The 21,013-nt window shown below is 29.5% G+C and carries 17 protein-coding genes, 22 tRNA genes, 1 pseudogene and 1 riboswitch; of the genes and pseudogenes, 39 read left to right on the forward strand and 1 reads right to left on the reverse strand.

The features are described 5' to 3' along the window. Window positions 1-19: 19 nt before the first annotated feature. The 25 genes from rph to CLOACE_RS05840 all read left to right on the forward strand — a co-directional run bounded on the left by rph (window position 20) and on the right by CLOACE_RS05840 (window position 3,874). Window positions 20-772, forward strand: coding sequence for a ribonuclease PH (gene rph / locus CLOACE_RS05720; protein WP_070110120.1), 753 nt, complete (start codon window positions 20-22; stop codon window positions 770-772). After that, window positions 765-1,367, forward strand: coding sequence for an XTP/dITP diphosphatase (locus CLOACE_RS05725; RefSeq protein ID WP_070110122.1), 603 nt, complete (start codon window positions 765-767; stop codon window positions 1,365-1,367). The genes rph and CLOACE_RS05725 overlap by 8 nt, the downstream gene beginning before the upstream one ends. A gap of 1 nt (window position 1,368) precedes the next feature. Further along, window positions 1,369-1,839, forward strand: a complete 471-nt coding sequence (locus tag CLOACE_RS05730) for a metallophosphoesterase (protein WP_070110123.1) — start codon at window positions 1,369-1,371, stop codon at window positions 1,837-1,839. Between the two features lie 97 nt (window positions 1,840-1,936). Beyond that, window positions 1,937-2,012 (forward strand) — tRNA-Pro (locus CLOACE_RS05735). 11 nt (window positions 2,013-2,023) lie between these two features. Next, a tRNA-Gly gene (locus tag CLOACE_RS05740) sits at window positions 2,024-2,097 on the forward strand. Between the two features lie 7 nt (window positions 2,098-2,104). Continuing rightward, a tRNA-Arg gene (locus CLOACE_RS05745) sits at window positions 2,105-2,181 on the forward strand. Between the two features lie 5 nt (window positions 2,182-2,186). After that, window positions 2,187-2,262: transfer RNA gene (locus tag CLOACE_RS05750), tRNA-Lys, on the forward strand. Window positions 2,263-2,268: 6 nt separating this feature from the next. Next, window positions 2,269-2,344 (forward strand) — tRNA-His (locus CLOACE_RS05755). A gap of 6 nt (window positions 2,345-2,350) precedes the next feature. Beyond that, window positions 2,351-2,425: transfer RNA gene (locus tag CLOACE_RS05760), tRNA-Gln, on the forward strand. A 4-nt stretch (window positions 2,426-2,429) separates the two neighbouring features. Beyond that, window positions 2,430-2,505 (forward strand) — tRNA-Lys (locus CLOACE_RS05765). 24 nt (window positions 2,506-2,529) lie between these two features. After that, a tRNA-Leu gene (locus CLOACE_RS05770) sits at window positions 2,530-2,613 on the forward strand. Between the two features lie 14 nt (window positions 2,614-2,627). Then, window positions 2,628-2,702: transfer RNA gene (locus CLOACE_RS05775), tRNA-Gly, on the forward strand. Window positions 2,703-2,710: 8 nt separating this feature from the next. Then, window positions 2,711-2,784: transfer RNA gene (locus tag CLOACE_RS05780), tRNA-Gly, on the forward strand. A gap of 6 nt (window positions 2,785-2,790) precedes the next feature. Next, a tRNA-Arg gene (locus tag CLOACE_RS05785) sits at window positions 2,791-2,867 on the forward strand. 12 nt (window positions 2,868-2,879) lie between these two features. Next, window positions 2,880-2,955: transfer RNA gene (locus CLOACE_RS05790), tRNA-His, on the forward strand. Window positions 2,956-2,961: 6 nt separating this feature from the next. Further along, window positions 2,962-3,036, forward strand: a tRNA-Gln gene (locus CLOACE_RS05795). Window positions 3,037-3,040: 4 nt separating this feature from the next. Continuing rightward, window positions 3,041-3,116, forward strand: a tRNA-Lys gene (locus CLOACE_RS05800). Between the two features lie 24 nt (window positions 3,117-3,140). Further along, a tRNA-Leu gene (locus CLOACE_RS05805) sits at window positions 3,141-3,224 on the forward strand. 16 nt (window positions 3,225-3,240) lie between these two features. Next, window positions 3,241-3,315, forward strand: a tRNA-Gly gene (locus CLOACE_RS05810). An 8-nt stretch (window positions 3,316-3,323) separates the two neighbouring features. Continuing rightward, window positions 3,324-3,397, forward strand: a tRNA-Gly gene (locus tag CLOACE_RS05815). A gap of 7 nt (window positions 3,398-3,404) precedes the next feature. Continuing rightward, a tRNA-Arg gene (locus tag CLOACE_RS05820) sits at window positions 3,405-3,481 on the forward strand. An 8-nt stretch (window positions 3,482-3,489) separates the two neighbouring features. Next, window positions 3,490-3,565: transfer RNA gene (locus tag CLOACE_RS05825), tRNA-Lys, on the forward strand. A 38-nt stretch (window positions 3,566-3,603) separates the two neighbouring features. Further along, window positions 3,604-3,679, forward strand: a tRNA-Pro gene (locus CLOACE_RS05830). Window positions 3,680-3,693: 14 nt separating this feature from the next. Then, a tRNA-Gly gene (locus tag CLOACE_RS05835) sits at window positions 3,694-3,767 on the forward strand. Between the two features lie 30 nt (window positions 3,768-3,797). Next, window positions 3,798-3,874, forward strand: a tRNA-Arg gene (locus tag CLOACE_RS05840). A gap of 41 nt (window positions 3,875-3,915) precedes the next feature. Here the strand turns inward: CLOACE_RS05840 and CLOACE_RS05845 are convergent. Next, entirely contained in the window at window positions 3,916-4,797 is an 882-nt protein-coding gene (locus CLOACE_RS05845) for a DMT family transporter (RefSeq protein WP_070110124.1), read from the reverse strand. Between the two features lie 152 nt (window positions 4,798-4,949). Continuing rightward, window positions 4,950-5,051, forward strand: a riboswitch (purine riboswitch). A 137-nt stretch (window positions 5,052-5,188) separates the two neighbouring features. On the opposite strand from CLOACE_RS05845, the gene CLOACE_RS05850 reads away from it, so the two are divergent. The 14 genes and pseudogenes from CLOACE_RS05850 (at window position 5,189) to CLOACE_RS05910 (ending at window position 20,743) form a co-directional block, all read left to right on the forward strand. Continuing rightward, window positions 5,189-5,764 (forward strand): xanthine phosphoribosyltransferase, encoded by a 576-nt coding sequence (locus tag CLOACE_RS05850; protein ID WP_070110125.1) that lies wholly within the window; start codon window positions 5,189-5,191, stop codon window positions 5,762-5,764. A 49-nt stretch (window positions 5,765-5,813) separates the two neighbouring features. Next, a complete protein-coding gene (locus CLOACE_RS05855; RefSeq protein ID WP_070110126.1) occupies window positions 5,814-6,926 on the forward strand; it encodes a BMP family ABC transporter substrate-binding protein in 1,113 nt (370 codons plus the stop codon). Window positions 6,927-6,937: 11 nt separating this feature from the next. Then, entirely contained in the window at window positions 6,938-8,470 is a 1,533-nt protein-coding gene (locus CLOACE_RS05860) for an ABC transporter ATP-binding protein (protein ID WP_070110127.1), read from the forward strand. Then, window positions 8,463-9,527 carry an ABC transporter permease gene (locus tag CLOACE_RS05865; RefSeq protein ID WP_070110128.1) on the forward strand — a complete coding sequence of 355 codons (1,065 nt, stop codon included), beginning with the start codon at window positions 8,463-8,465 and terminating at the stop codon, window positions 9,525-9,527. The genes CLOACE_RS05860 and CLOACE_RS05865 overlap by 8 nt, the downstream gene beginning before the upstream one ends. Then, window positions 9,524-10,456 carry an ABC transporter permease gene (locus tag CLOACE_RS05870; RefSeq protein ID WP_070110131.1) on the forward strand — a complete coding sequence of 311 codons (933 nt, stop codon included), beginning with the start codon at window positions 9,524-9,526 and terminating at the stop codon, window positions 10,454-10,456. Before CLOACE_RS05865 ends, CLOACE_RS05870 begins: the two co-directional genes overlap by 4 nt. A gap of 253 nt (window positions 10,457-10,709) precedes the next feature. Next, window positions 10,710-11,627: pseudogene (gene pyrB / locus CLOACE_RS05875) on the forward strand (aspartate carbamoyltransferase); the annotation flags it as partial. A 75-nt stretch (window positions 11,628-11,702) separates the two neighbouring features. Further along, window positions 11,703-11,837 (forward strand): hypothetical protein, encoded by a 135-nt coding sequence (locus CLOACE_RS11950; protein WP_242866409.1) that lies wholly within the window; start codon window positions 11,703-11,705, stop codon window positions 11,835-11,837. A gap of 29 nt (window positions 11,838-11,866) precedes the next feature. Beyond that, entirely contained in the window at window positions 11,867-13,054 is a 1,188-nt protein-coding gene (locus CLOACE_RS05880; RefSeq protein ID WP_070110132.1) for a dihydroorotase, read from the forward strand. 24 nt (window positions 13,055-13,078) lie between these two features. Then, window positions 13,079-13,939, forward strand: coding sequence for an orotidine-5'-phosphate decarboxylase (gene pyrF / locus CLOACE_RS05885; RefSeq protein ID WP_070110133.1), 861 nt, complete (start codon window positions 13,079-13,081; stop codon window positions 13,937-13,939). 31 nt (window positions 13,940-13,970) lie between these two features. After that, window positions 13,971-14,717, forward strand: coding sequence for a dihydroorotate dehydrogenase electron transfer subunit (locus CLOACE_RS05890; protein WP_070110135.1), 747 nt, complete (start codon window positions 13,971-13,973; stop codon window positions 14,715-14,717). Window positions 14,718-14,732: 15 nt separating this feature from the next. Further along, window positions 14,733-15,632, forward strand: a complete 900-nt coding sequence (locus tag CLOACE_RS05895; RefSeq protein ID WP_070110137.1) for a dihydroorotate dehydrogenase — start codon at window positions 14,733-14,735, stop codon at window positions 15,630-15,632. A gap of 16 nt (window positions 15,633-15,648) precedes the next feature. Beyond that, window positions 15,649-16,224 carry an orotate phosphoribosyltransferase gene (gene pyrE, locus CLOACE_RS05900; protein ID WP_070110139.1) on the forward strand — a complete coding sequence of 192 codons (576 nt, stop codon included), beginning with the start codon at window positions 15,649-15,651 and terminating at the stop codon, window positions 16,222-16,224. Between the two features lie 335 nt (window positions 16,225-16,559). Continuing rightward, window positions 16,560-19,757 (forward strand): carbamoyl-phosphate synthase (glutamine-hydrolyzing) large subunit, encoded by a 3,198-nt coding sequence (gene carB / locus CLOACE_RS05905; RefSeq protein WP_070110141.1) that lies wholly within the window; start codon window positions 16,560-16,562, stop codon window positions 19,755-19,757. A gap of 212 nt (window positions 19,758-19,969) precedes the next feature. Continuing rightward, window positions 19,970-20,743 (forward strand): hypothetical protein, encoded by a 774-nt coding sequence (locus CLOACE_RS05910; protein ID WP_070110143.1) that lies wholly within the window; start codon window positions 19,970-19,972, stop codon window positions 20,741-20,743. The last annotated feature ends 270 nt before the right edge of the window (window positions 20,744-21,013 follow it).

Here is a 21,013-nt window from a genome sequence, read left to right on the forward strand (position 1 = left end):
GTTTTATGGAGGTAATTTAATGCGAATTGACGGTAGAAAAAATGAACAAATAAGGCAGGTAAATATAATTAGAAATTATAATAAATATGCGGAAGGATCTGTACTTATAGAGTCAGGAAATACTAGAGTTATTTGTACAGCATCTATAGAAGACAAAGTTCCTATTTTTTTAAAAGGAAAAGGTGAAGGTTGGATTACTTGTGAATACAGTATGATTCCTAGAGCTACTCAAATAAGAAAAATAAGAGATGCAGTAAGAGGAAAGATAGATGGTAGAACTATGGAAATCCAAAGGCTTATAGGAAGATCTTTAAGATCTGTAGTAGATATGAAAGCTCTTGGAGAAAAAACTATTTGGATAGATTGTGATGTTATACAAGCAGATGGTGGAACTAGAACAACTTCTATAACAGGAGCGTTTATAGCTTTAGTAGATGCTGTTAATTCCTTGCATAAAAAAAAGTCTTTTAAAGTTTATCCTATACGTAATTTTGTAAGTGCTATAAGTGTGGGAATTGTAAATGGAGATAAAATGTTAGATTTATGTTATCAGGAAGATTCTAATGCATCAGTAGATATGAATATTGTTATGACAGATGAAGAAGAATATATAGAAATACAAGGAACAGGAGAAAAAAATCCTTTTTCTAAAAAAGATTTTAATGAATTATTAGAATTAGCAGAGAAAGGAATAAAAAATGTAATTTCTATACAAAAAGGAGTATTAAAAAATGATTGTTTATGGATAGGGACAGGTGAAGAAATTGGATAAATTAGTTGTAGCAAGTAATAATAAAGGAAAAATTAAAGAAATAAAAAATATTTTAAGCAAATTACCATTAGATGTAGTGTCTTTAGAAGATATGGGAGTAAAATCAAGTGTAGAAGAAGATGGAGAAACTTTTGAAGAAAATGCTTTTAAAAAGGCATTAGAAATATATAAAATTCTTGGTTCAAAGCATATGGTGTTAGCTGATGATTCTGGATTAATGGTAGATGTGTTAAATGGGGCTCCTGGAGTATATTCTGCTAGATTTGCAGGGGAACATGGAAATGATAAAAAAAATAATGAAAAATTATTAAAAATGTTAGAAAGCAAAGAAAATAGAAAAGCTAAATTTGTTTGTAGTATGGTTTTAATATATAGAAATAAGGTTATAAAAGTTAATGGAGAAGTAGAAGGAAATATTATAAAAGAAACAAGAGGAGCTAATGGTTTTGGATATGACCCCTTGTTTTACATTCCTGAATATAATATGACTTTTGCTGAAATGGATAGTAGTATTAAAAATAATATAAGCCATAGAGCAAAAGCATTAAATAAGATTTTAAAAGAAATAACTAAGTTAATTCAGGGGGAAAAATAAATTGAAAATAGGATTAATAAGTGATACCCATGGATATATTAATTATATAAATAAAGCTATGGAAAAACTTAATAATACAGATATGATAATACACTTAGGAGATAATGTTAAGGATGTAAAATATATAAAATTAAAGTATAAAAATAAAATTATAAATGTAAAAGGCAATTGTGATATTACTTGTACTGTAGCAAGTGAAAAGATTGAAATAATAGAAAATAAAAGGTTTCTTATAACTCATGGACACAAATATAACGTAAAAAGAGACTTGTTAAATTTAAAATATAAGGCTGTAGAATGCAGAGCAGATATAGTGCTATTTGGTCATACTCATGTAGCAGATATAACTTATGAAAATGGTATTTGGTTTATAAATCCAGGTAGTGCTTCTTTGCCTAGAAATAGGATAAATACTGTTGCCGTTTTGGAATTAAATGATAATAAAATAAATTCATATATAATAGACATATAAAAAAAATAAAAAAAATTCAAATTACCTATTGACGAATTTAAATATATCGTGTAGAATAATTAATGTCGTCAGGAGTTAAGAAATTCCTGATGAATTTCGGGGTGTGGCGCAGATGGGAGCGCGCGTGGTTTGGGACCATGAGGTCGCAGGTTCAATCCCTGTCACCCCGACCAAATAAAGATATGCGGGTGTAACTCAATGGTAGAGTGCTAGCCTTCCAAGCTAGTTACGAGGGTTCGATTCCCTTCACCCGCTCCAATAATGTGCGTCTTTAGCTCAGTAGGATAGAGCAACGGCCTTCTAAGCCGTGTGCCAGGGGTTCGAATCCCTTAAGACGCACCAGATAAGCGCCATTAGCTCAGTTGGTAGAGCACCTGACTCTTAATCAGGTTGCCCCGGGTTCGAATCCCTGATGGCGCACCATATATGGTGAGTATAGTTCAGTTGGTAGAGCGCCAGATTGTGGTTCTGGTTGTCAAGGGTTCGAGTCCCTTTACTCACCCCAGAACAATGGGATGTCGCCAAGCGGTAAGGCATAGCACTTTGACTGCTACACGCGTAGGTTCGAATCCTGCCATCCCAGCCATATTGATCTACTAGCTCAGTCGGTAGAGCACATGACTTTTAATCATGGTGTCCGGGGTTCGATTCCCCGGTAGATCACCAATTTTTAATTTAATATTTAATTACGCAGGTGTGGCGGAATTGGCAGACGCACTAGACTTAGGATCTAGCGCCTTTGGCATGGGGGTTCAAGTCCCTTCACCTGCACCATAAATCCAAAATATGCGGGAGTGGCTCAGTGGTAGAGCGTCACCTTGCCAAGGTGAACGTCGCGAGTTCGAATCTCGTCTTCCGCTCCAATAAATATGCGGGTGTAACTCAATGGTAGAGTGCTAGCCTTCCAAGCTAGTTACGAGGGTTCGATTCCCTTCACCCGCTCCAATATTTGCGTCTTTAGCTCAGTAGGATAGAGCAACGGCCTTCTAAGCCGTGTGCCAGGGGTTCGAATCCCTTAAGACGCACCATTTATAATAGTGGTGAGTATAGTTCAGTTGGTAGAGCGCCAGATTGTGGTTCTGGTTGTCAAGGGTTCGAGTCCCTTTACTCACCCCAGAATAATGGGATGTCGCCAAGCGGTAAGGCATAGCACTTTGACTGCTACACGCGTAGGTTCGAATCCTGCCATCCCAGCCATATTGATCTACTAGCTCAGTCGGTAGAGCACATGACTTTTAATCATGGTGTCCGGGGTTCGATTCCCCGGTAGATCACCAATTTTTAATTTAATATTTAATTATGCAGGTGTGGCGGAATTGGCAGACGCACTAGACTTAGGATCTAGCGCCTTTGGCATGGGGGTTCAAGTCCCTTCACCTGCACCATAAAATCACAAAATATGCGGGAGTGGCTCAGTGGTAGAGCGTCACCTTGCCAAGGTGAACGTCGCGAGTTCGAATCTCGTCTTCCGCTCCAATAAATATGCGGGTGTAACTCAATGGTAGAGTGCTAGCCTTCCAAGCTAGTTACGAGGGTTCGATTCCCTTCACCCGCTCCAATAATTTGCGTCTTTAGCTCAGTAGGATAGAGCAACGGCCTTCTAAGCCGTGTGCCAGGGGTTCGAATCCCTTAAGACGCACCAACAGACAGGCGCCATTAGCTCAGTTGGTAGAGCACCTGACTCTTAATCAGGTTGCCCCGGGTTCGAATCCCTGATGGCGCACCAAGCACAATAAAAATTAAGTGATATAATGTAGTATATATCGGGGTGTGGCGCAGATGGGAGCGCGCGTGGTTTGGGACCATGAGGTCGCAGGTTCAATCCCTGTCACCCCGACCAAATAATAGAGATATGCGGGTGTAACTCAATGGTAGAGTGCTAGCCTTCCAAGCTAGTTACGAGGGTTCGATTCCCTTCACCCGCTCCATTTATATTTATTTAGATTTTATTAGAAAGTGCGCCTATAGCTCAGCTGGATAGAGTGACGGACTTCGAATCCGGAGGTTGCAGGTTCGATTCCTGTTAGGCGCACCAAGAGGATAATATAAAAAGCATTATGATTAATCATAATGCTTTTAATTTTTTTGACATATGTATACTCCACTTATTATTAATGCAGTAGTAAATAATTTAATTACTGTAATAGTTTCTCCTAATATAAGTATAGAAAGTATAATTGAAAAAACAGGAACTAAATTATTAAAAACAGATGTTTTTCCTGGTCCTATTTCTTTTATAGACATTTGCTGTATTAAATATCCTATTACTGAAGGAAATATGCTCATGTATATAATAGCTATATATGAATAGTAGGGAATAGTGCTTACATATTTTAATGGAGTTTCATATAAAACGAAAGGTATTAAAAATAATGTGCAAACTAAAAAACTATAAAATATTAATGTAATAGGTGTATAGTTTTTAGATATTTTTTTACTATATACCATATATATAGACCATAAAAGTACAGCCACTAGCATTAAAATATCACCTTTGTTTAGTGAAATATTTTTTATAGTTTCTATTTTAGCATTAGTTATTGTTAAAAAAACACCTATAAAAGATAATATTATTCCAAATATTCTTTTATAATTTACTTTTTCTTTTAAAAATATAACACACAATATGGTAGTTATAATGGGATTAGAAGCCCCTATAATTGAAGAATTTATTGCAGTAGTATATTTAACAGAAGAAAAGAAAAAAATGTGGTATCCAAACATTCCTATAATTCCTGTGAAAAGAAAAGCAGGTATGTCTTTTTTTGTTGGCTTATATACTTTCTTGTCTTTGATTTTTATTATAAAGTATAGTATTATTGTAGCTAAAGAAAACCTTAAAAATGTTAATGTAAATACAGGTATATAAGGTGATGAAAGTTTTGCAGCTATAAATGCTCCAGCCCAAAATATAGTAGTTAGTATCATTAGTAAATAGATTTTTATTGAGTCTTTCATTTTGTCTCCTTTCATTTTTATCTATTTTTAGTAAATACATAATTTATTTATATAGTAAATAGAGATTTATGTCAAGAAAAATAAAAACTTAAAAAATATTGATTTTTACTTAAAAGTGGTATACTATATAATTAACGAATGTTTAAGATAAAAAAAATGGTATTATTCGCACTCGTATATGTTCTATAATAGGGTTTGAACGTTTCTACCTAACAGCCGTAAACTGTTTGACTATGGGTGTTTATAGTTAGATTTGTATGTAGTATAGGTACATTGTGATACAAAACTAATACAATTTACTTGCAGCTACATAAATTTAGCAATAAACTCTCAAGTTGTTTCTTGGGAGTTTTTTTTATAATAAATAAAAATTTAGAAAGGAAATGACAGAATGAAACTATTAAAAGATAGAATACTAAAGGATGGAAAAGTAATAAATGATAGCATATTGAAAGTTGATAATTTTATAAATCATCAACTTGATATTAGTCTATTTAATGAAATAGGAAAAGAATTAAAAAAAAGATTTAATGATAAAACTATAAATAAAATACTTACAGTAGAAACTTCAGGTATAGCAATAGCTTCTATAGTTTCACAGTATTTTGATAATGTACCAGTATTATTTGCAAAAAAACATGCTGGAAGTAATATGGATACAAATGTTTTTGAATCTACTGTACATTCCTTTACTAAAAATACAGATTATAAAATTAAAGTTTCTAAGGAATATTTAACTTCAAAAGACAAAGTACTTATAATTGATGATTTTTTAGCTAGTGGAAGTGCAGTAATAGGATTGTTAGATTTAGTAAAGCAAGCTAATGCTGAAGCTGTTGGAGTTGGCATAGTAATTGAAAAATATTTTCAAGGAGGCAGAAAATTAATAGAAAATCAAAATGTAAAATTGGAATCACTTGCAGTTATTGAAGGATTTAAAAATGGAGAAGTTATTTTTAAAAAGTAAAATAATTATATTATAAAAGTTCATGGAATAATTTTAAGGAGGGGTATAAATGAAAAAAATTAAAGGATTAAGTTTAGTATTAAGCTTAGTTATGATTTTAGGTTTAGTATTTGCTGGATGTGGAAGTTCAGACAAGGAAAATGGAAAAGGAAATGAAAATCCAAAAGATATAAAAGTAGGATTTTTATATGTAGGACCAATTGGAGATGGTGGTTGGAGTTATTCTCATAATGAAGGAAGAGAATATTTAGAAAAAGAATTAAAAGTAAAAACAGTTTATAAAGAATCAGTAAAAGAAGATTCTGCAGAAGTTCAAAAAGTTGTAGAAGATATGATAAATCAAGGTTGTAATGTAATAATAGGTACAAGTTTTGGATTTATGGATGGTATGGAAAAGGAAGCAAAAAAACATCCAGAAGTTAAGTTCTTACATTGCTCAGGATATAAAACAGCAGATAATATGTCAAATTACTTTGGAAGAATTTATCAAGCTAGATACTTATCAGGTATAGTAGCAGGTTTAAAGACAAAGACAAATAAAATAGGATATGTTGGAGCTTTTGAAATTCCAGAAGTTGTAAGAGGTATTAACGCATTTACTTTAGGTGTACGTTCTGTTAATCCTAATGCAGTAGTAAAAGTAAATTGGACTCATACTTGGTATGACCCTGCAAAGGAAAAAGAAGCAGCTAAAGCTTTACTTGATCAAGGAGTAGATGTAATAGCTCAACATCAAGATACAGCTGGTCCACAGCAAGCAGCAGAAGAAAAAGGAGTATTTTCTATAGGATATAACACAGATATGAAAGATAAAGCTCCAAAGGCATATATGACAGCGCCAATATGGAATTGGGGTCCATTTTATGTAAAACAAATTAAAGCTATAAAAGAAGGAACATGGAAGCCAGAAAGTTATTGGAAAGGTCTTGAAGATGGTATAGTTGAATTAGCTCCTTTAACTGAAAATGCACCAGAAAACGCTAAAGAATTAGTAGAGAAGGCTAAGAAAGATATAGTATCAGGAAAAAATAAAATATTCCAAGGACCTATAAAAGATCAAAGTGGAAAAGTTAGAATAGAAAAAGACCAAGTTATGAGTGATAAAGAATTATTACAATTTGATTGGTTTGTTGAAGGTGTTGAAGGACAATTAAAGAAATAGTAGGTGATAATATGTCAAGCAAAAATGCCTATGTCCATATGGATAATATTACTAAGAAATTTGGAAAAGTTGTGGCTAATAATAATGTAAATTTAGTTATAAAAAGTGGAGAAATACATGCTCTTTTAGGGGAAAATGGAGCAGGTAAAAGCACTCTTATGAATATGCTGTCAGGAATATATACTCCTGACAGCGGTTCTATATTTATTCATGGAAAAGAAGTTAGTTTTTCTTCACCTAAAGATGCTATACAATCTGGTATAGGTATGATATATCAGCACTTTAAACTTGTAGAAAATATGACTGCAGAGCAAAATATAGTGCTTGGTCAAAAAAGTAGTTTATTTATGAGTAAAAATAAAGTTAGAAAAAAAATTAAGGATATATGTGAAAAATTTTCTTTGGAAATTGATTTGGATAAGATGGTATATGATATGTCTATGGGAGAAAAAGAGATATTGCAAATAATTAAGGTTTTATATAGAGGAGCAGATATATTAATATTAGATGAACCTACTACAGTTTTTACTCCACAAGAAACTAAAAAATTGTTTGAAATAATGAAAAAAATGAAGGAAAATGGATGTGCAGTTATTTTTATAAGTCATAAATTAGATGAAGTTATGGGCATATCAGATAGAATAACAGTATTAAGAAAAGGTGAGACTATAAAAACTGTTAACAAAAGTGAAACTAATCCAGATGAGTTAGTGGAATTAATGGTGGGACGTTCAGTTGATTTATCTATTAAAAAAGTTAATAAAGAATTTGGCAATAAAGTTTTAGAAATTAAAAATTTAAATTTAGTTAATGACGAAAGCATTCAGGTGCTAAAATCTATAAATTTAGACATTTATTCTGGTGAGGTATTAGGTATAGCTGGAATTGCAGGTAGTGGTCAAAAGGAATTATGTGAGTCAATAGCAGGAATACAGAAAGTACAGTCTGGTGAAATATTTTTAGAAGGTGAAAATTTAGTAGGTAAAAATCCTAGAGATATAATAAAAAAAGGTGTTAGTATGAGTTTTGTACCAGAAGATAGGTTAGGTATGGGTTTAGTAGCTTCAATGAATATGGTAGATAATCTTTTACTTAAATCATATCACAATCAAAAGGGCATGCTTATAAGAAAGAAGGATACAATTAAAAAAGCAGAGAAAATAAAAGAAAGCTTGAATATACAAACTCCTAATATATATTATCCAATTAAAAATTTATCTGGAGGAAATATTCAGAAAATATTATTAGGAAGAGAATTAGATTCAAATCCTCATTTGTTAATTATGGCTTATCCTGTAAGAGGATTAGATGTGAACACTTGTTATACTATATATGATCTTATTAATCAGCAAAAACAAAAGGGAGTATCTGTATTATTTATAGGAGAAGATTTAGATGTACTTATTAATTTATGTGATAGAATTGCAGTAATGTGCGGTGGAGAAATTATGGATGTAATTAAATCGAAAAATGCAACTAAAGAAAAATTAGGTCTTTTAATGGCTGGGAAAAAGATAGAAAGTGAGGGGACAAAAGTTGATTAGAGTAATAAAAAAAAGCGAAGTAAGTAAAAGAGAAAGCACTATAATAAGATTAATAGCTATTGTCCTAGCACTTTTAGTATCAGGAGCGTTTATAGCAGTATTAGATTTAAATCCAATTCAAGTATATGGAGCTATGATAAAAGGAGCTTTTGGTTCAGCTTATAGTATAAAGGAGACCATAGTAAAGGCAATTCCTCTTTTGATAACTTCGCTTGGTATAGCAGTAGCATTTAAAATGCAATTTTGGAATATTGGTGGCGAAGGACAAATAATAATGGGAGCTTTTATGGCAGCTTTTTTTGCGTTAAAATTTCCAGAGCTACCTATACAAATTATGCTTCCTATAATGCTTATAGCAGGAATTATTGGAGGAGCTGCTTGGGCGTTAATACCTGCTTTTTTAAAAGCTAAATTGGGAACAAATGAAACTATAGTTACTTTAATGATGAATTATGTGGCTTTAAAATGGGTAACTTTTTTACAATATGGTCCATGGAAGGATAAAAATGCATTAGGATTTCCCAAAATACCTAACTTTGGTGATAATGCTATACTTCCAGAACTGTTTGGTATACATATTGGTTGGATTATTGCATTGATTCTAGTTTTAGTTATGTATATATTTATGAATTACACTAAAAAAGGTTATGAAATTTCAGTACTTGGAGAAAGTGAAAACACTGCTATTTATGCTGGAATAAATGTTAATAAGACAATTATTGTAGCTATGCTTTTAAGTGGGGGACTTTGCGGCATAACTGGAATGATACAAGCTTCTGCCGTTAGTAATACATTATCTGTAGAAGTATCTGGAGGAGTAGGATATACTGCTATTATAGTAACTTGGTTAGCTAATTTAAGTGCTCCTTTAATTTTGTTAGTGTCTATATTGTTTGCTGCATTACTAGAAGGAGGAGCTTTTATTCAAACTGCCTTCGGTATTCCAGAGTCTGCATCTCTTATAATTCAAGCTATGATATTATTTTTTGTATTAGGAAGTGAATTTTTTATAAGATATAAAGTAGTTTTTGATGATGTAAGGAGGGCAGTAGAATGAATGCAGTAATATCATTTTTAGCGGCTTCAATAGTAGCAGGTACTCCTCTTTTATTTGCAACCTTAGGAGAAATTTTAACAGAAAAGTCAGGTAACCTTAATTTAGGTGTAGAAGGTATGATGCTTATGGGAGCAGTTGTAGGTTTTATGGTAGGAGTTAATACAGGTAATCCTATTATGGCTATGCTATTTTCTATGATTGCAGGAGCAGCAGGAGCGTTTATATATGCTTTTTTAACTATAAGTTTAATGACTAATCAAGTTGTAACAGGTCTTACATTAACTATTTTTGGAACGGGATTTTCAAGTTTAGTAGGTAAAAATTTAATAGGTCAAGTAGCACCTGAAAGTATAAAAGCTTTTTTTAGGGCAAAACCTATACCTATATTAGGTGAAATACCTATAATAGGATCTATATTTTTTAGACAAGATATATTTGTATATTTTGGATATATATTAGCTATTTTATTAGGTATATATTTATATAATACTTCTAAAGGATTAAACTTGAGAGCTATAGGAGAAAATCCTTCTTGTGCAGATGCTGCAAGTATTAATGTTACACTTTATAAGTATATACATATTTTAATAGGAGGAGCCTTGTGTGGATTGGGAGGAGCATATTTATCTCTTGTTTATGTTCCAGCTTGGCAAGAAAATGTAACAGCGGGAAGAGGATGGATAGCTGTTGCTTTAGTAATATTTGCTGCATGGAATCCATATAAAGCATTATTAGGAGCATATCTTTTTGGAGGACTTGATATTATTGGTTTTAGAACTCAAGGGACTATTCATATATCCCAATATTTAATTGATATGTTGCCTTATATAGTTACTATATTAGTATTAGTACTTATATCATTGAAAAAATCCAAGAAAAATGCACCACCTAAAGCTTTAGGTAATGCTTATTATAGAGAAGAAAGATAATTGTATTAGCATATGGATTTAGTTTATAATAAAATCTATATGCTAACTTTAATATTGACTTATAAATAAAAAAATGATAATATAACTTAAGAAATAAATATAGTACCTTTAACAAGATCCAGAGAGGTCTTGAAGGAAGAGTAGATAATTTTTAAATAAGATTTTTGTAGACGGGATATCTATGCCTTCCTTTAAGGAAGGCATTTTTTATACCTTTAAGTTAGTCCAGAGAGACTAAAAAGGAGGAGATAATATGTTAAAAGGAAAAAGTCTTATAGATCCAATGGATTTTTCTTTAGAAGAATTAGAACAAATATTTAATTTAGCAGATCGAATTATTACAAATCCAAAAAAGTTTTCCCATTGTTGTGATGGAAAAATACTTGCCACATTATTTTATGAGCCTAGCACACGAACTAGATTTAGTTTTGAAGCTGCCATGCTAAGATTAGGCGGAAAGGTAATAGGTTTTTCTGAACCTAACTCTAGTTCACTATCAAAAGGAGAAAGCATAGCTGACACAGTAAGAGTAGTAAGCTGTTATGCAGATATAATAGCTATGAGACATCCTAAAGAAGGAGCACCTCAAGTAGCATCAATGTATTCAAAAATTCCAATTATAAATGCAGGAGATGGAGGACATCAACATCCAACACAAACATTAACAGATTTATTAACTATAAGAAATATAAAAGGAAAATTAGATAATTTATCTATAGGTCTTTGCGGAGATTTGAAGTTTGGAAGAACAGTTCATTCGCTTATAAAAGCTATGTCAAGGTATGAAAATAATAAATTTACTTTGATTTCACCAAATGAATTAAAAATTCCAGATTATATAAAAACAGAAATACTTAATAAAAATAATCAGATATTTAAAGAAGTATTAAATATAGAAGATTGTATAAAAGAATTAGATATATTGTATATGACTAGAGTACAACAAGAAAGATTTATAAATAAACAAGAATATTTAAGATTAAAAGATAGTTTTATATTGGATAAAGAAAAAATGAAATCAGCTAAAAGTAATATGATAATAATGCATCCACTTCCTAGAGTTAATGAAATAGCTTATGAAGTAGATAATGATGCTAGAGCATGCTATTTTAAACAAGCTCAATATGGTATGTATGTAAGAATGGCTTTAATACTAAAACTTTTAGGAATAGATCCAGATGTAGTTGAAAATGAAGAAATAAATGAAAGTGAAGAATTTAAATTACCTAATAATATTGAAAATCACATGAAATGTAAGAATACTAGATGTATTACATCCGTAGAAAAACATATTCCTCATATATTTTATTTGTCAAATTCAGAAAAAAAAGAATACAGGTGTAAATACTGTGATCAAATATATGATAATTCTGAATTGTAATATTAAAATTTATAAATAGGAGGATAACTATGGAACTTTTAATTAAAAATGCTTATGTAGTGGATTGGTGTCAAGAATTTAAGGGAGATTTATATATATATGAAGGAAAAATAAAGGAAATAGGAAAAGAATTAAATAAAGATTGCAAAACAATAGATGCAGAAGGATTGACTCTTATTCCTTCATTCATAGATTTACATGTACACTTTAGAGATCCTGGATTTACTTATAAAGAGGATATTTCTACAGGAAGTAATGCTGCAGTTAAAGGTGGATATACTATGGTAAATCTTATGGCAAATACTAAACCAGTTTGCAGCACTATGGAGACTATAAATTATGTTAATGAAAAAGCAAAAAAAATAAATCTTGTAGATGTACATCAAGTAGCTTCTATAACAAGAAATTTTGATGGCAAAGATATAAGTCATTTAGATGATATAGATGAAACCGTAAAAATTATTTCAGAAGATGGACGAGATGTTATGGATAGTGAAGTAATGTTAAATGCTATGGTTAAGGCAAAAGAAAAAGATATTATAGTTATGTGTCACTGTGAAAATCATGAATTATCTGTAGTAGATACTAGGTTAGCTGAAAATACAATGACTTGGAGAAATATAACTTTATCTGAATTCACAGGATGCAGTATTCATTTAGCACATGTAAGTACTAAAGAAGCTATGGAATATGTAATACAAGCTAAGAAAAAGGGATTAAGTGTAACATGTGAAGTTACTCCTCATCACATAGCTTTAACAGATGATATAGAATATAGAGTTAATCCACCTATGAGAAAAAAAGAAGATGTAGAATTTTTAATAAAGTCAATAAAAAATGATTGGGTTGATACTATAAGTACAGACCATGCACCTCATAGTTTTGAAGATAAAAAGAAAGGTGCACCAGGAATATCTGGATTGGAAACAGCTTTTGCAGTATGCTATACAAAGCTTGTTAAAGAAAATAATATAAGTTTAAATAAATTATCAGAACTTATGTCAAAAAATCCTGCTAGAATATTGAAAGAAAATAAAGGACAAATAAAAATAGGATATGATGCAGATTTAGTTTTGGTAGACACTAATAAAAAGTTAAAGATAGATTCTAATAATTTTGAATCAAGAGGGAAAAATACCCCATTTAATAATATGGAAGTGTACGGAGATATTATTACTACTATAAAAAATGGAAAGGTAGTATATAGCCAAAATTAATGCCTATAAGAAAGGGTGTATAAATTGATAATAGATAAATTATATGAAAGTGTAAATAATAAAGGACCAGTTTGTGTAGGATTAGATACAGCTATAGAATACATTCCTAAGGATTTTTTAGATAAATACAATTATACAGAGGATGCAATATTTAGATTTAATCAAAAGATAATAGATTCTACTTTTGATGTATCAGCATGCTACAAAGTACAAATAGCTTATTATGAAGCTTTAGGAATAAAAGGACTTATAGCTTACAAGAATACTTTGAAATATATAAAAGAAATAGGTGGCATAGCAATAGCAGATATAAAAAGAGGGGACATTTCAAAAACTGCTGAAATGTATGCGAAAGCTCACTTTGAAGGAGATTTTGAAAGTGATTTTATAACTGTAAATCCTTATATGGGACTAGATAGTATAGAACCTTATGAAGATTATGTGAAAAATAATGAAAAAGGACTGTTTATATTAGTTAGAACATCTAATAAAGGGGCAAAAGATATACAATATATAGATTCTAAATCAGATGAAAGAATATATAATATAGTTGGAGAAAAAGTACAAAAAATAGGAGAAAAATATATAGGAAACTGTGGATATAGCTCTATAGGAGGAGTAGTTGGATGTACTCATTTAGAAGAAGGTATTGAAATTAGAAATAATTTAGATAAAACTTTTTTCTTAATACCAGGTTATGGAGCTCAAGGGGGAAAAGCAGATGATGTTGCTGTATATTTTAAAAATGGTAATGGAGGGGTAGTTAATTCTTCTAGAGGAATATTATTAGCTTATAAAAAACATGAAAATCATGAAAAATTTGATTTATGTGCTAGAGAAGAAGCTATAAGCATGAGAGATAATATTTTAAAGTCAATAAAATAATATCTAATTCTAAGGGAAATGGAGAGGTTTTATGAGCTTAAATAAAATTAACTATAATACATTTAAAGTTTTTGAAAATAAAGTATTTAGCAATAATATATACAAATTAACTATTAAAGGAAATTTCCAAGGTATTCCAGGACAATTTTATATGATAAGAGGTTGGGGAAAAGAACCTATATTGAGCAGACCAATAAGTATTAATTATATAAATGAAAATGAAATAAGTTTTTTATATCAAGTAATAGGAAGAGGGACAAAATTATTAAGCAAATTAAAAAGCGAAGATGAAATACAACTTTTAGGTCCCCTAGGAAACGGATTTGATGTAGAAAATATTAAAGGTAATATTGCTGTAATTTCAGGGGGAATAGGTATTGCACCTATGATGTATTTAATAAAGCAATTAAAAGACTGTAATATAGATTTGTATTCTGGATTTAAAGATAGTGTATATGGTATAGAAGAAGTACGTGAGAATATAAAATCATTGAACATAGCTACAGATAGTGGAAAAGTAGGTCATAAAGGATACATAACAGATATATTTAAACCTGAATTATATGACAAAGTATTATGTTGCGGACCAGAAGTAATGACAAAAAAGGTTATAAGGATGTGTAGGGATAATAAAATACCTTTAAGTGTATCTTTAGAAAATAAAATGGCTTGTGGTATAGGTGCATGCCTTGTTTGTACATGTAGTACAAAATTAGGGAATAAAAAAACTTGCAAAGATGGTCCAGTATTTTCTGGAGAAGATATAATAATTGAATAGTTTGGAGGTATTTTAATGCTTAATACAAATATATGTGGAGTAGATTTAAAAAATCCTGTAATAGCTGCTTCTGGTACTTTTGGATTCGGACAAGAGTATTCGCAAATATATGATGTTTCTCAATTAGGAGGAATATGTTCAAAAGGATTAACCTTAAATCCTAAATCAGGAAATAAAGGTGAGAGGATTTATGAAACAGAAAGCGGAATTTTAAATAGTGTAGGATTGGAAAACCCAGGTGTGGATAATTTTATAAAATATAATCTTCCAGAAATGAATAAATATAATACTTCAATAATTGCTAATTTAGGGGGAGCTTCTATAGAAGATTATATAAATGGTATAGAAAAATTAAATGAAACCAATATAGATTTTATAGAACTTAATATATCTTGTCCTAATGTTAAATCAGGGGGAATGGCTTTTGGAATAAAGTCAAAAGTAGCTTATGAAGTAGTAAAAGAAGTTAAAAAAGTTTGTAAAAAACCATTAATAGTTAAATTATCTCCTAATGCTGAAGATATTCAAGATATGGCATATAAATGTTGTAGTGCTGGAGCGGATGCAATATCTTTGGTAAATACTTTTAAAGCTATGGCTATAGATATAAATAATAAAAAACCAGTATTTGATAATGTAACTGCAGGACTATCTGGACCAGCTATAAAACCAATTGCTTTAAGAATGGTATATGAAGTTTCTAAGGTTGTAGATGTACCTGTAATAGGTATAGGAGGTATATGTTCTTATGAAGATGCCATAGAATTTATAATGGCAGGGGCTCATGCAGTACAAGTAGGCACAGCAAATTTCATAAAACCAGACATATGTATAGATATAATAAAAGGCATAGAAAATTATATGATAAAAGAAAAAATTAATAATTTAAAAGAGATAAGAGGAATAATAAAATAATTGGAGGTATGATTTTATGGAAAATACTAGCGTTTTAAATATATTAAAAGAAGTTGGGGCTTTACTAGAAGGACATTTTTTACTATCTTCAGGTAAACATAGTAATAGATATTGTCAATGTGCTAAGTTATTACAATATCCAAATAAAGCTGCAGAAGTGTTAAAGACTGTAGCAGAAAAGGTAAAAGATGTAGATTTTGATAAAGTAGTGGGACCAGCTATGGGAGGAGTAGTTGTATCCTATGAATTAGCAAGACAACTTAATAAACCGGGTATATTTGCTGAAAGAAAAGATGGAGAAATGTGTGTAAGAAGAGGATTTGAAATTAAAAAGGGTGAAAAAGTTATAATTTCAGAAGATGTAATAACTACAGGAAAATCTTCATTAGAAGTGGCAAAAGTTATAGAGGAATTAGGTGGACAGGTAGTAGCTATGTGTTGCATAGTAGATAGAAGAGATGAAGGTGTTAAATTACCTTATCCCATATATAGTGCAATTAAGTTAAATATAAATACTTATGAAAAAGAAGAATGTCCTCTTTGTAAAGAAAATATACCTTATTTCAAACCAGGAAGTAGAAATATAAAATAGAAAAATAATAAAAAATATAAGCAATAGTTTTTATTTTAGGCTGTTGACAAGAAAAAATTGTCAATAGCCTTTTTATTTTTATTAATTGACAATAAAGAATTAATATGATAATCTATTGAATAAATATAATATAAAATGAATAAAAATAAAAAATAAAGTTTAAAATACGGCATTTAAAATAATAATATGCATAATTATGCTAAATTATTAAAAAATTTATTCAGTACAACTTCATCTAGAAGGAGCTGCTGGACTTAAAATTCTATATATTTGTTTGATAAATTCATATAAAAATAATGAAAGAAAGCTAATTGAGAATAAATGGAGGAAATAATATGGCATTAGATAAAAGTTTAAAAAAAGTTATAATATTAGGTTCTGGACCTATAATAATAGGACAAGCAGCAGAGTTCGATTATTCAGGAACTCAAGCTTGTAAAGCTATAAAAGAGGAAAATATAAAAACTATACTAGTAAATAGCAATCCAGCTACTATTATGACAGATAATAATGTAGCAGATAAAGTATATATAGAGCCTTTAACAGAAGAAGTAGTAGAAAAAATTATTATAAAGGAAAAACCAGAAGGAATATTAGCAGGTTTTGGAGGACAGACATCTCTTAATATTGCTATGAAACTTAATGAAAAAGGAATTTTAGATAAATATAATGTTAAACTTTTAGGAATAAATAATGAATCAATAAAAAAAGCAGAAGATAGAGAAGAATTTAAAAAATTAATGTTAGATATAAATCAGCCAATACCTATGAGTATAATTGCTACAAATTTAGAACAATGTATAGAGTTTGTAAAAAAATATGATTTTCCAGTTATAATTAGACCAGCATATACACTAGGAGGAACTGGTGGTGGAATAGCTGAAAATATAGAACAATTAATAGACATATGTGATAAAGGTATAAAAATGAGTCCTATAGGACAAATATTATTAGAACAAAGTGTAGCTGGATGGAAAGAAATTGAATATGAGGTTATAAGAGATAAAAAAGATAATTGTATAATAATATGTAATATGGAAAACTTAGATCCAGTAGGAATACATACTGGAGATAGTATAGTAATAGCACCTTCTCAAACCTTAAAAGATAAAGAGTGTAATATGCTTAAACAAGCTTCAATAGATATAATAAGAAGTTTAAAAATACAAGGAGGATGCAATATACAATTTGCATTAGATCCTAGCAGTAGCAAATACGTAGTAATAGAAGTAAATCCAAGAGTTAGTCGTTCTAGTGCATTAGCTTCAAAAGCTACAGGTTATCCTATAGCTAAAATATCAGCTAAAATAGCTGTAGGATATACTTTAGATGAACTTAAAAATTATGTAACAGGAAATTCTAATGCTTTTTTTGAACCAACTATAGATTATATAGTAACTAAAATACCAAAGTGGCCCTTCGATAAGTTTAGTTATGCAAAAAGAACATTAGGAACTCAAATGAAGGCTACTGGTGAAGTAATGGCTATAGGCAGAAACTTTGAAAGTTCCCTTTTAAAAGCAGTAACTTCTCTAGATGGAAATTTTACAGGGTTAAGGATACATTCTATGTCAAGCATGACTAAAAAAGAACTTATAGATAAAATAAGCAATACAGATGATGAAAGAATATTTGCTATAGCAGAAGTATTTAGAAGAGGAGCATCAATAGATGAAGTATATAATATAACTAAAATTGATAAATGGTTTTTGCAGGGGATAAATAATATAATTAGCATAGAAAATAAACTAAAAAATTATGAAATAAATAAAGATATTATAAATTATGCAGAGGCTTCAGGATTTACAGATGAAGAAATATGTGAAATAACTAGCATGACAATAAATGAATTAGAAGAATTAAGAAGAAAATATAATATCTATACTGCTTATAAAGTGGTAAATTCTTGTAATAGAGAATTTGATGCAGAAACTCCATATTATTATTCTTGTTATGGAGAAGATGATGAAAATAAAATAACAAAGGATAAAAAAATAATTGTAATAGGGTCAGGACCAATTAGAATAGGACAAGGAATAGAATTTGATTACTGTTGTGTACATGGTGTATGGGGAATAAAAGAAGAGGGCTATAAGGCAATAATAATAAATAATAATCCAGAAACAGTAAGTACAGATTTTGATATAGCAGATAAATTGTATTTTGAACCTCTTTATATAGATAATGTTATTAATATAATTAATATAGAAAAACCAGAAGGAGTAATAGTACAACTAGGAGGACAGACATCTATAAACTTAGCTGAAGAGCTTAATGAAAGAGGAGTTAAGATTTTAGGAACTTCTTTTGAAGCTACAGATTTAGCTGAAGATAGGGATAAATTTAGAAAGTTTTTAAATAAATTAAATATATCTTCTCCAGAAGGTTTTAGTGCTACTAATATAGAAGATGCTTTTAAAGTAGTAGATAAGTTAGGATATCCTGTAATAGTTAGACCTTCTTATGTTATAGGTGGAAGGGCTATGGAAGTTATATATGATGAAGAAGCTTTAATAAAATATATGGAAGAAGCAATAAAAATATCTAATAATCATGACATATTAATAGATAAATATATAAAAGGTACAGAAATAGAAGTAGATGCAATATCAGATGGAGAAAATATCTTAATACCAGGAATAATGGAACACGTAGAAAAAACAGGAGTGCACTCAGGAGATAGTATAACAGTATATCCTTGTATAACATTAAAAGAAAAAATAATAAAAATTATAGTTGATTATACAAAAAAAATAGCAAAAAATATGAATATAATAGGACTAGTTAATATACAATATGTTTTTGATGGAAAAGATATATATGTTATAGAAGTTAACCCTAGAGCTTCAAGAACAGTGCCTATATTAAGTAAAGTTACAGGAATTCCTATGATAAATTTAGCTATAAAAACTATGTTGGGGAAAAAGATTACTGATTTTAATTATGGAGTAGGTCTTTTAGAAAATAAAAATATAAAAGCGGTTAAAGTACCAGTTTTTTCAGGAGAAAAAATTATAGATGCAGACATGTATTTAAGTTCTGAAATGAAGTCTACAGGCGAAGTGCTTGGAGTAGATTTTGAACTAGATAAAGCTTTGTATAAAGGATTTTTAGCTTCTAATATAAGTATACCAAATAAAGGTGATTTATATGTGTCTTTAAGAGATATAGATAAAAAAGAAGCATGTAGCATTATTAAAGAATATTTTAATTTAGGATTTAACATTTATGCTTCTGGTGGTACAGGTGAATTTTTAATAGAAAATGGAGTAAATTGCACTATAATTGATAAATTAGATTGTGTATTAAAAAAAATAAGAAGTGGAGAAATAGATATAATTATAAATACCCCAACAAGAGGAAATAATATAAAAAGTAATGGATTTAAACTAAGAAGAAGAGCTGAAGAATTTAGAATACCAATATTTACTTGTATAGATACAGCAAAAATTTTTTTGAAAGTAATTAATGTAAAAAAAGAAAATAAAACAATAAATTATGTAAGTATGGATAACTATTTTAAACAAAATTAATGTATAATATAAGAAAAGCCGATAAATTAATAAAATTATTTATTGGCTTTTCTTATTTATAATAGTATTAAGAATTAATTTCATAAAAATCATTACTAAATTGGGTATTTTGAGTTATAATAATTAGAGAATACACACTTTAATTAGATGTTTTATGGGATATAAATGTTTTTTTATACATATTTACTAAGAGATGAATAGGAGGTATTTAAGTGGCTAAGCCAAGTATTTTTAGTAAAGACTATGAAAAAAAAATGAAAAAGAGGAGAATAAGAATAGTAGTAACTATAATAGTAGTATGTGTAGTATCTATATTAGGCATTTTAAAAATAAATAAAAAAGTAAAAAATTTATCAGAAAAAAACAAAGTAAATATAAATAATAATGTAAATGATAATAAAAATGTCGAAACAGTTAAAAAAAATCCTGTTAAAGATAAAAATAATGATAAAAAACAGAATTTAAAGTATACGTATACCTTAAGTACTGGAGAAAACTTAGATATTAATTATGAAGATAAAAATGGAGTTAAAAAATTTACAAATGTGACTTCTTCAAGGAAAGATTTAGTATATAGTATAAATCTTTCTCAAACAGGTATAGTTATATATGATTCAAAACCTCAAAAAATAATATATATGGATATTAATGGTAATGCACAAGATATAACAAAAAATGATTATGTTGATAGTGCTGGTAATGTATTTTCAAAAGAACAACAATTATCACAAAATCCTAATTACATTTGGTGTTCATCTCCAAAGTTTATAGATGATGAAAATGTAGCATATATAAGCTATTTGCCTTGGTTTAATAAGACAACACAGTACATATGGATAGTTAATATAAAAAATAAAGAGCATATATATGTTCAATCCATATCTGGTGATAATATAAAACTTGACAAAGTAACAGATAAAGGTATTACAATAGTAGTAGATGGAAATACTTTTTTCTTAAAAGGTGATGCTTCTGTAAGTGAATAAAAATTTAAAATGTTGTAAATTAAAGTAAATAGGTTATAATTATATAATGTAAAGGGAAAAGTTATGCAAAAGAGCATTGTAAAATATTTTCAGTACAGTTTACAATTATTAATATTAGAAAGTTTACATTTTAATATTCAGTACTTAAATTGCAATATTAAATGCAACACCCCTGTGAAAAAATCATGTAGAATAGGACTGACAATAGTCAAAATCAGCCTTAAGCCCATCTTAATAATAACAGGAGATGGAGTGCATGGGTTTGTCAAG

It is taken from the genome of Clostridium acetireducens DSM 10703 (genome assembly GCF_001758365.1).
GTDB lineage: Bacteria > Bacillota > Clostridia > Clostridiales > Clostridiaceae > Clostridium_C > Clostridium_C acetireducens.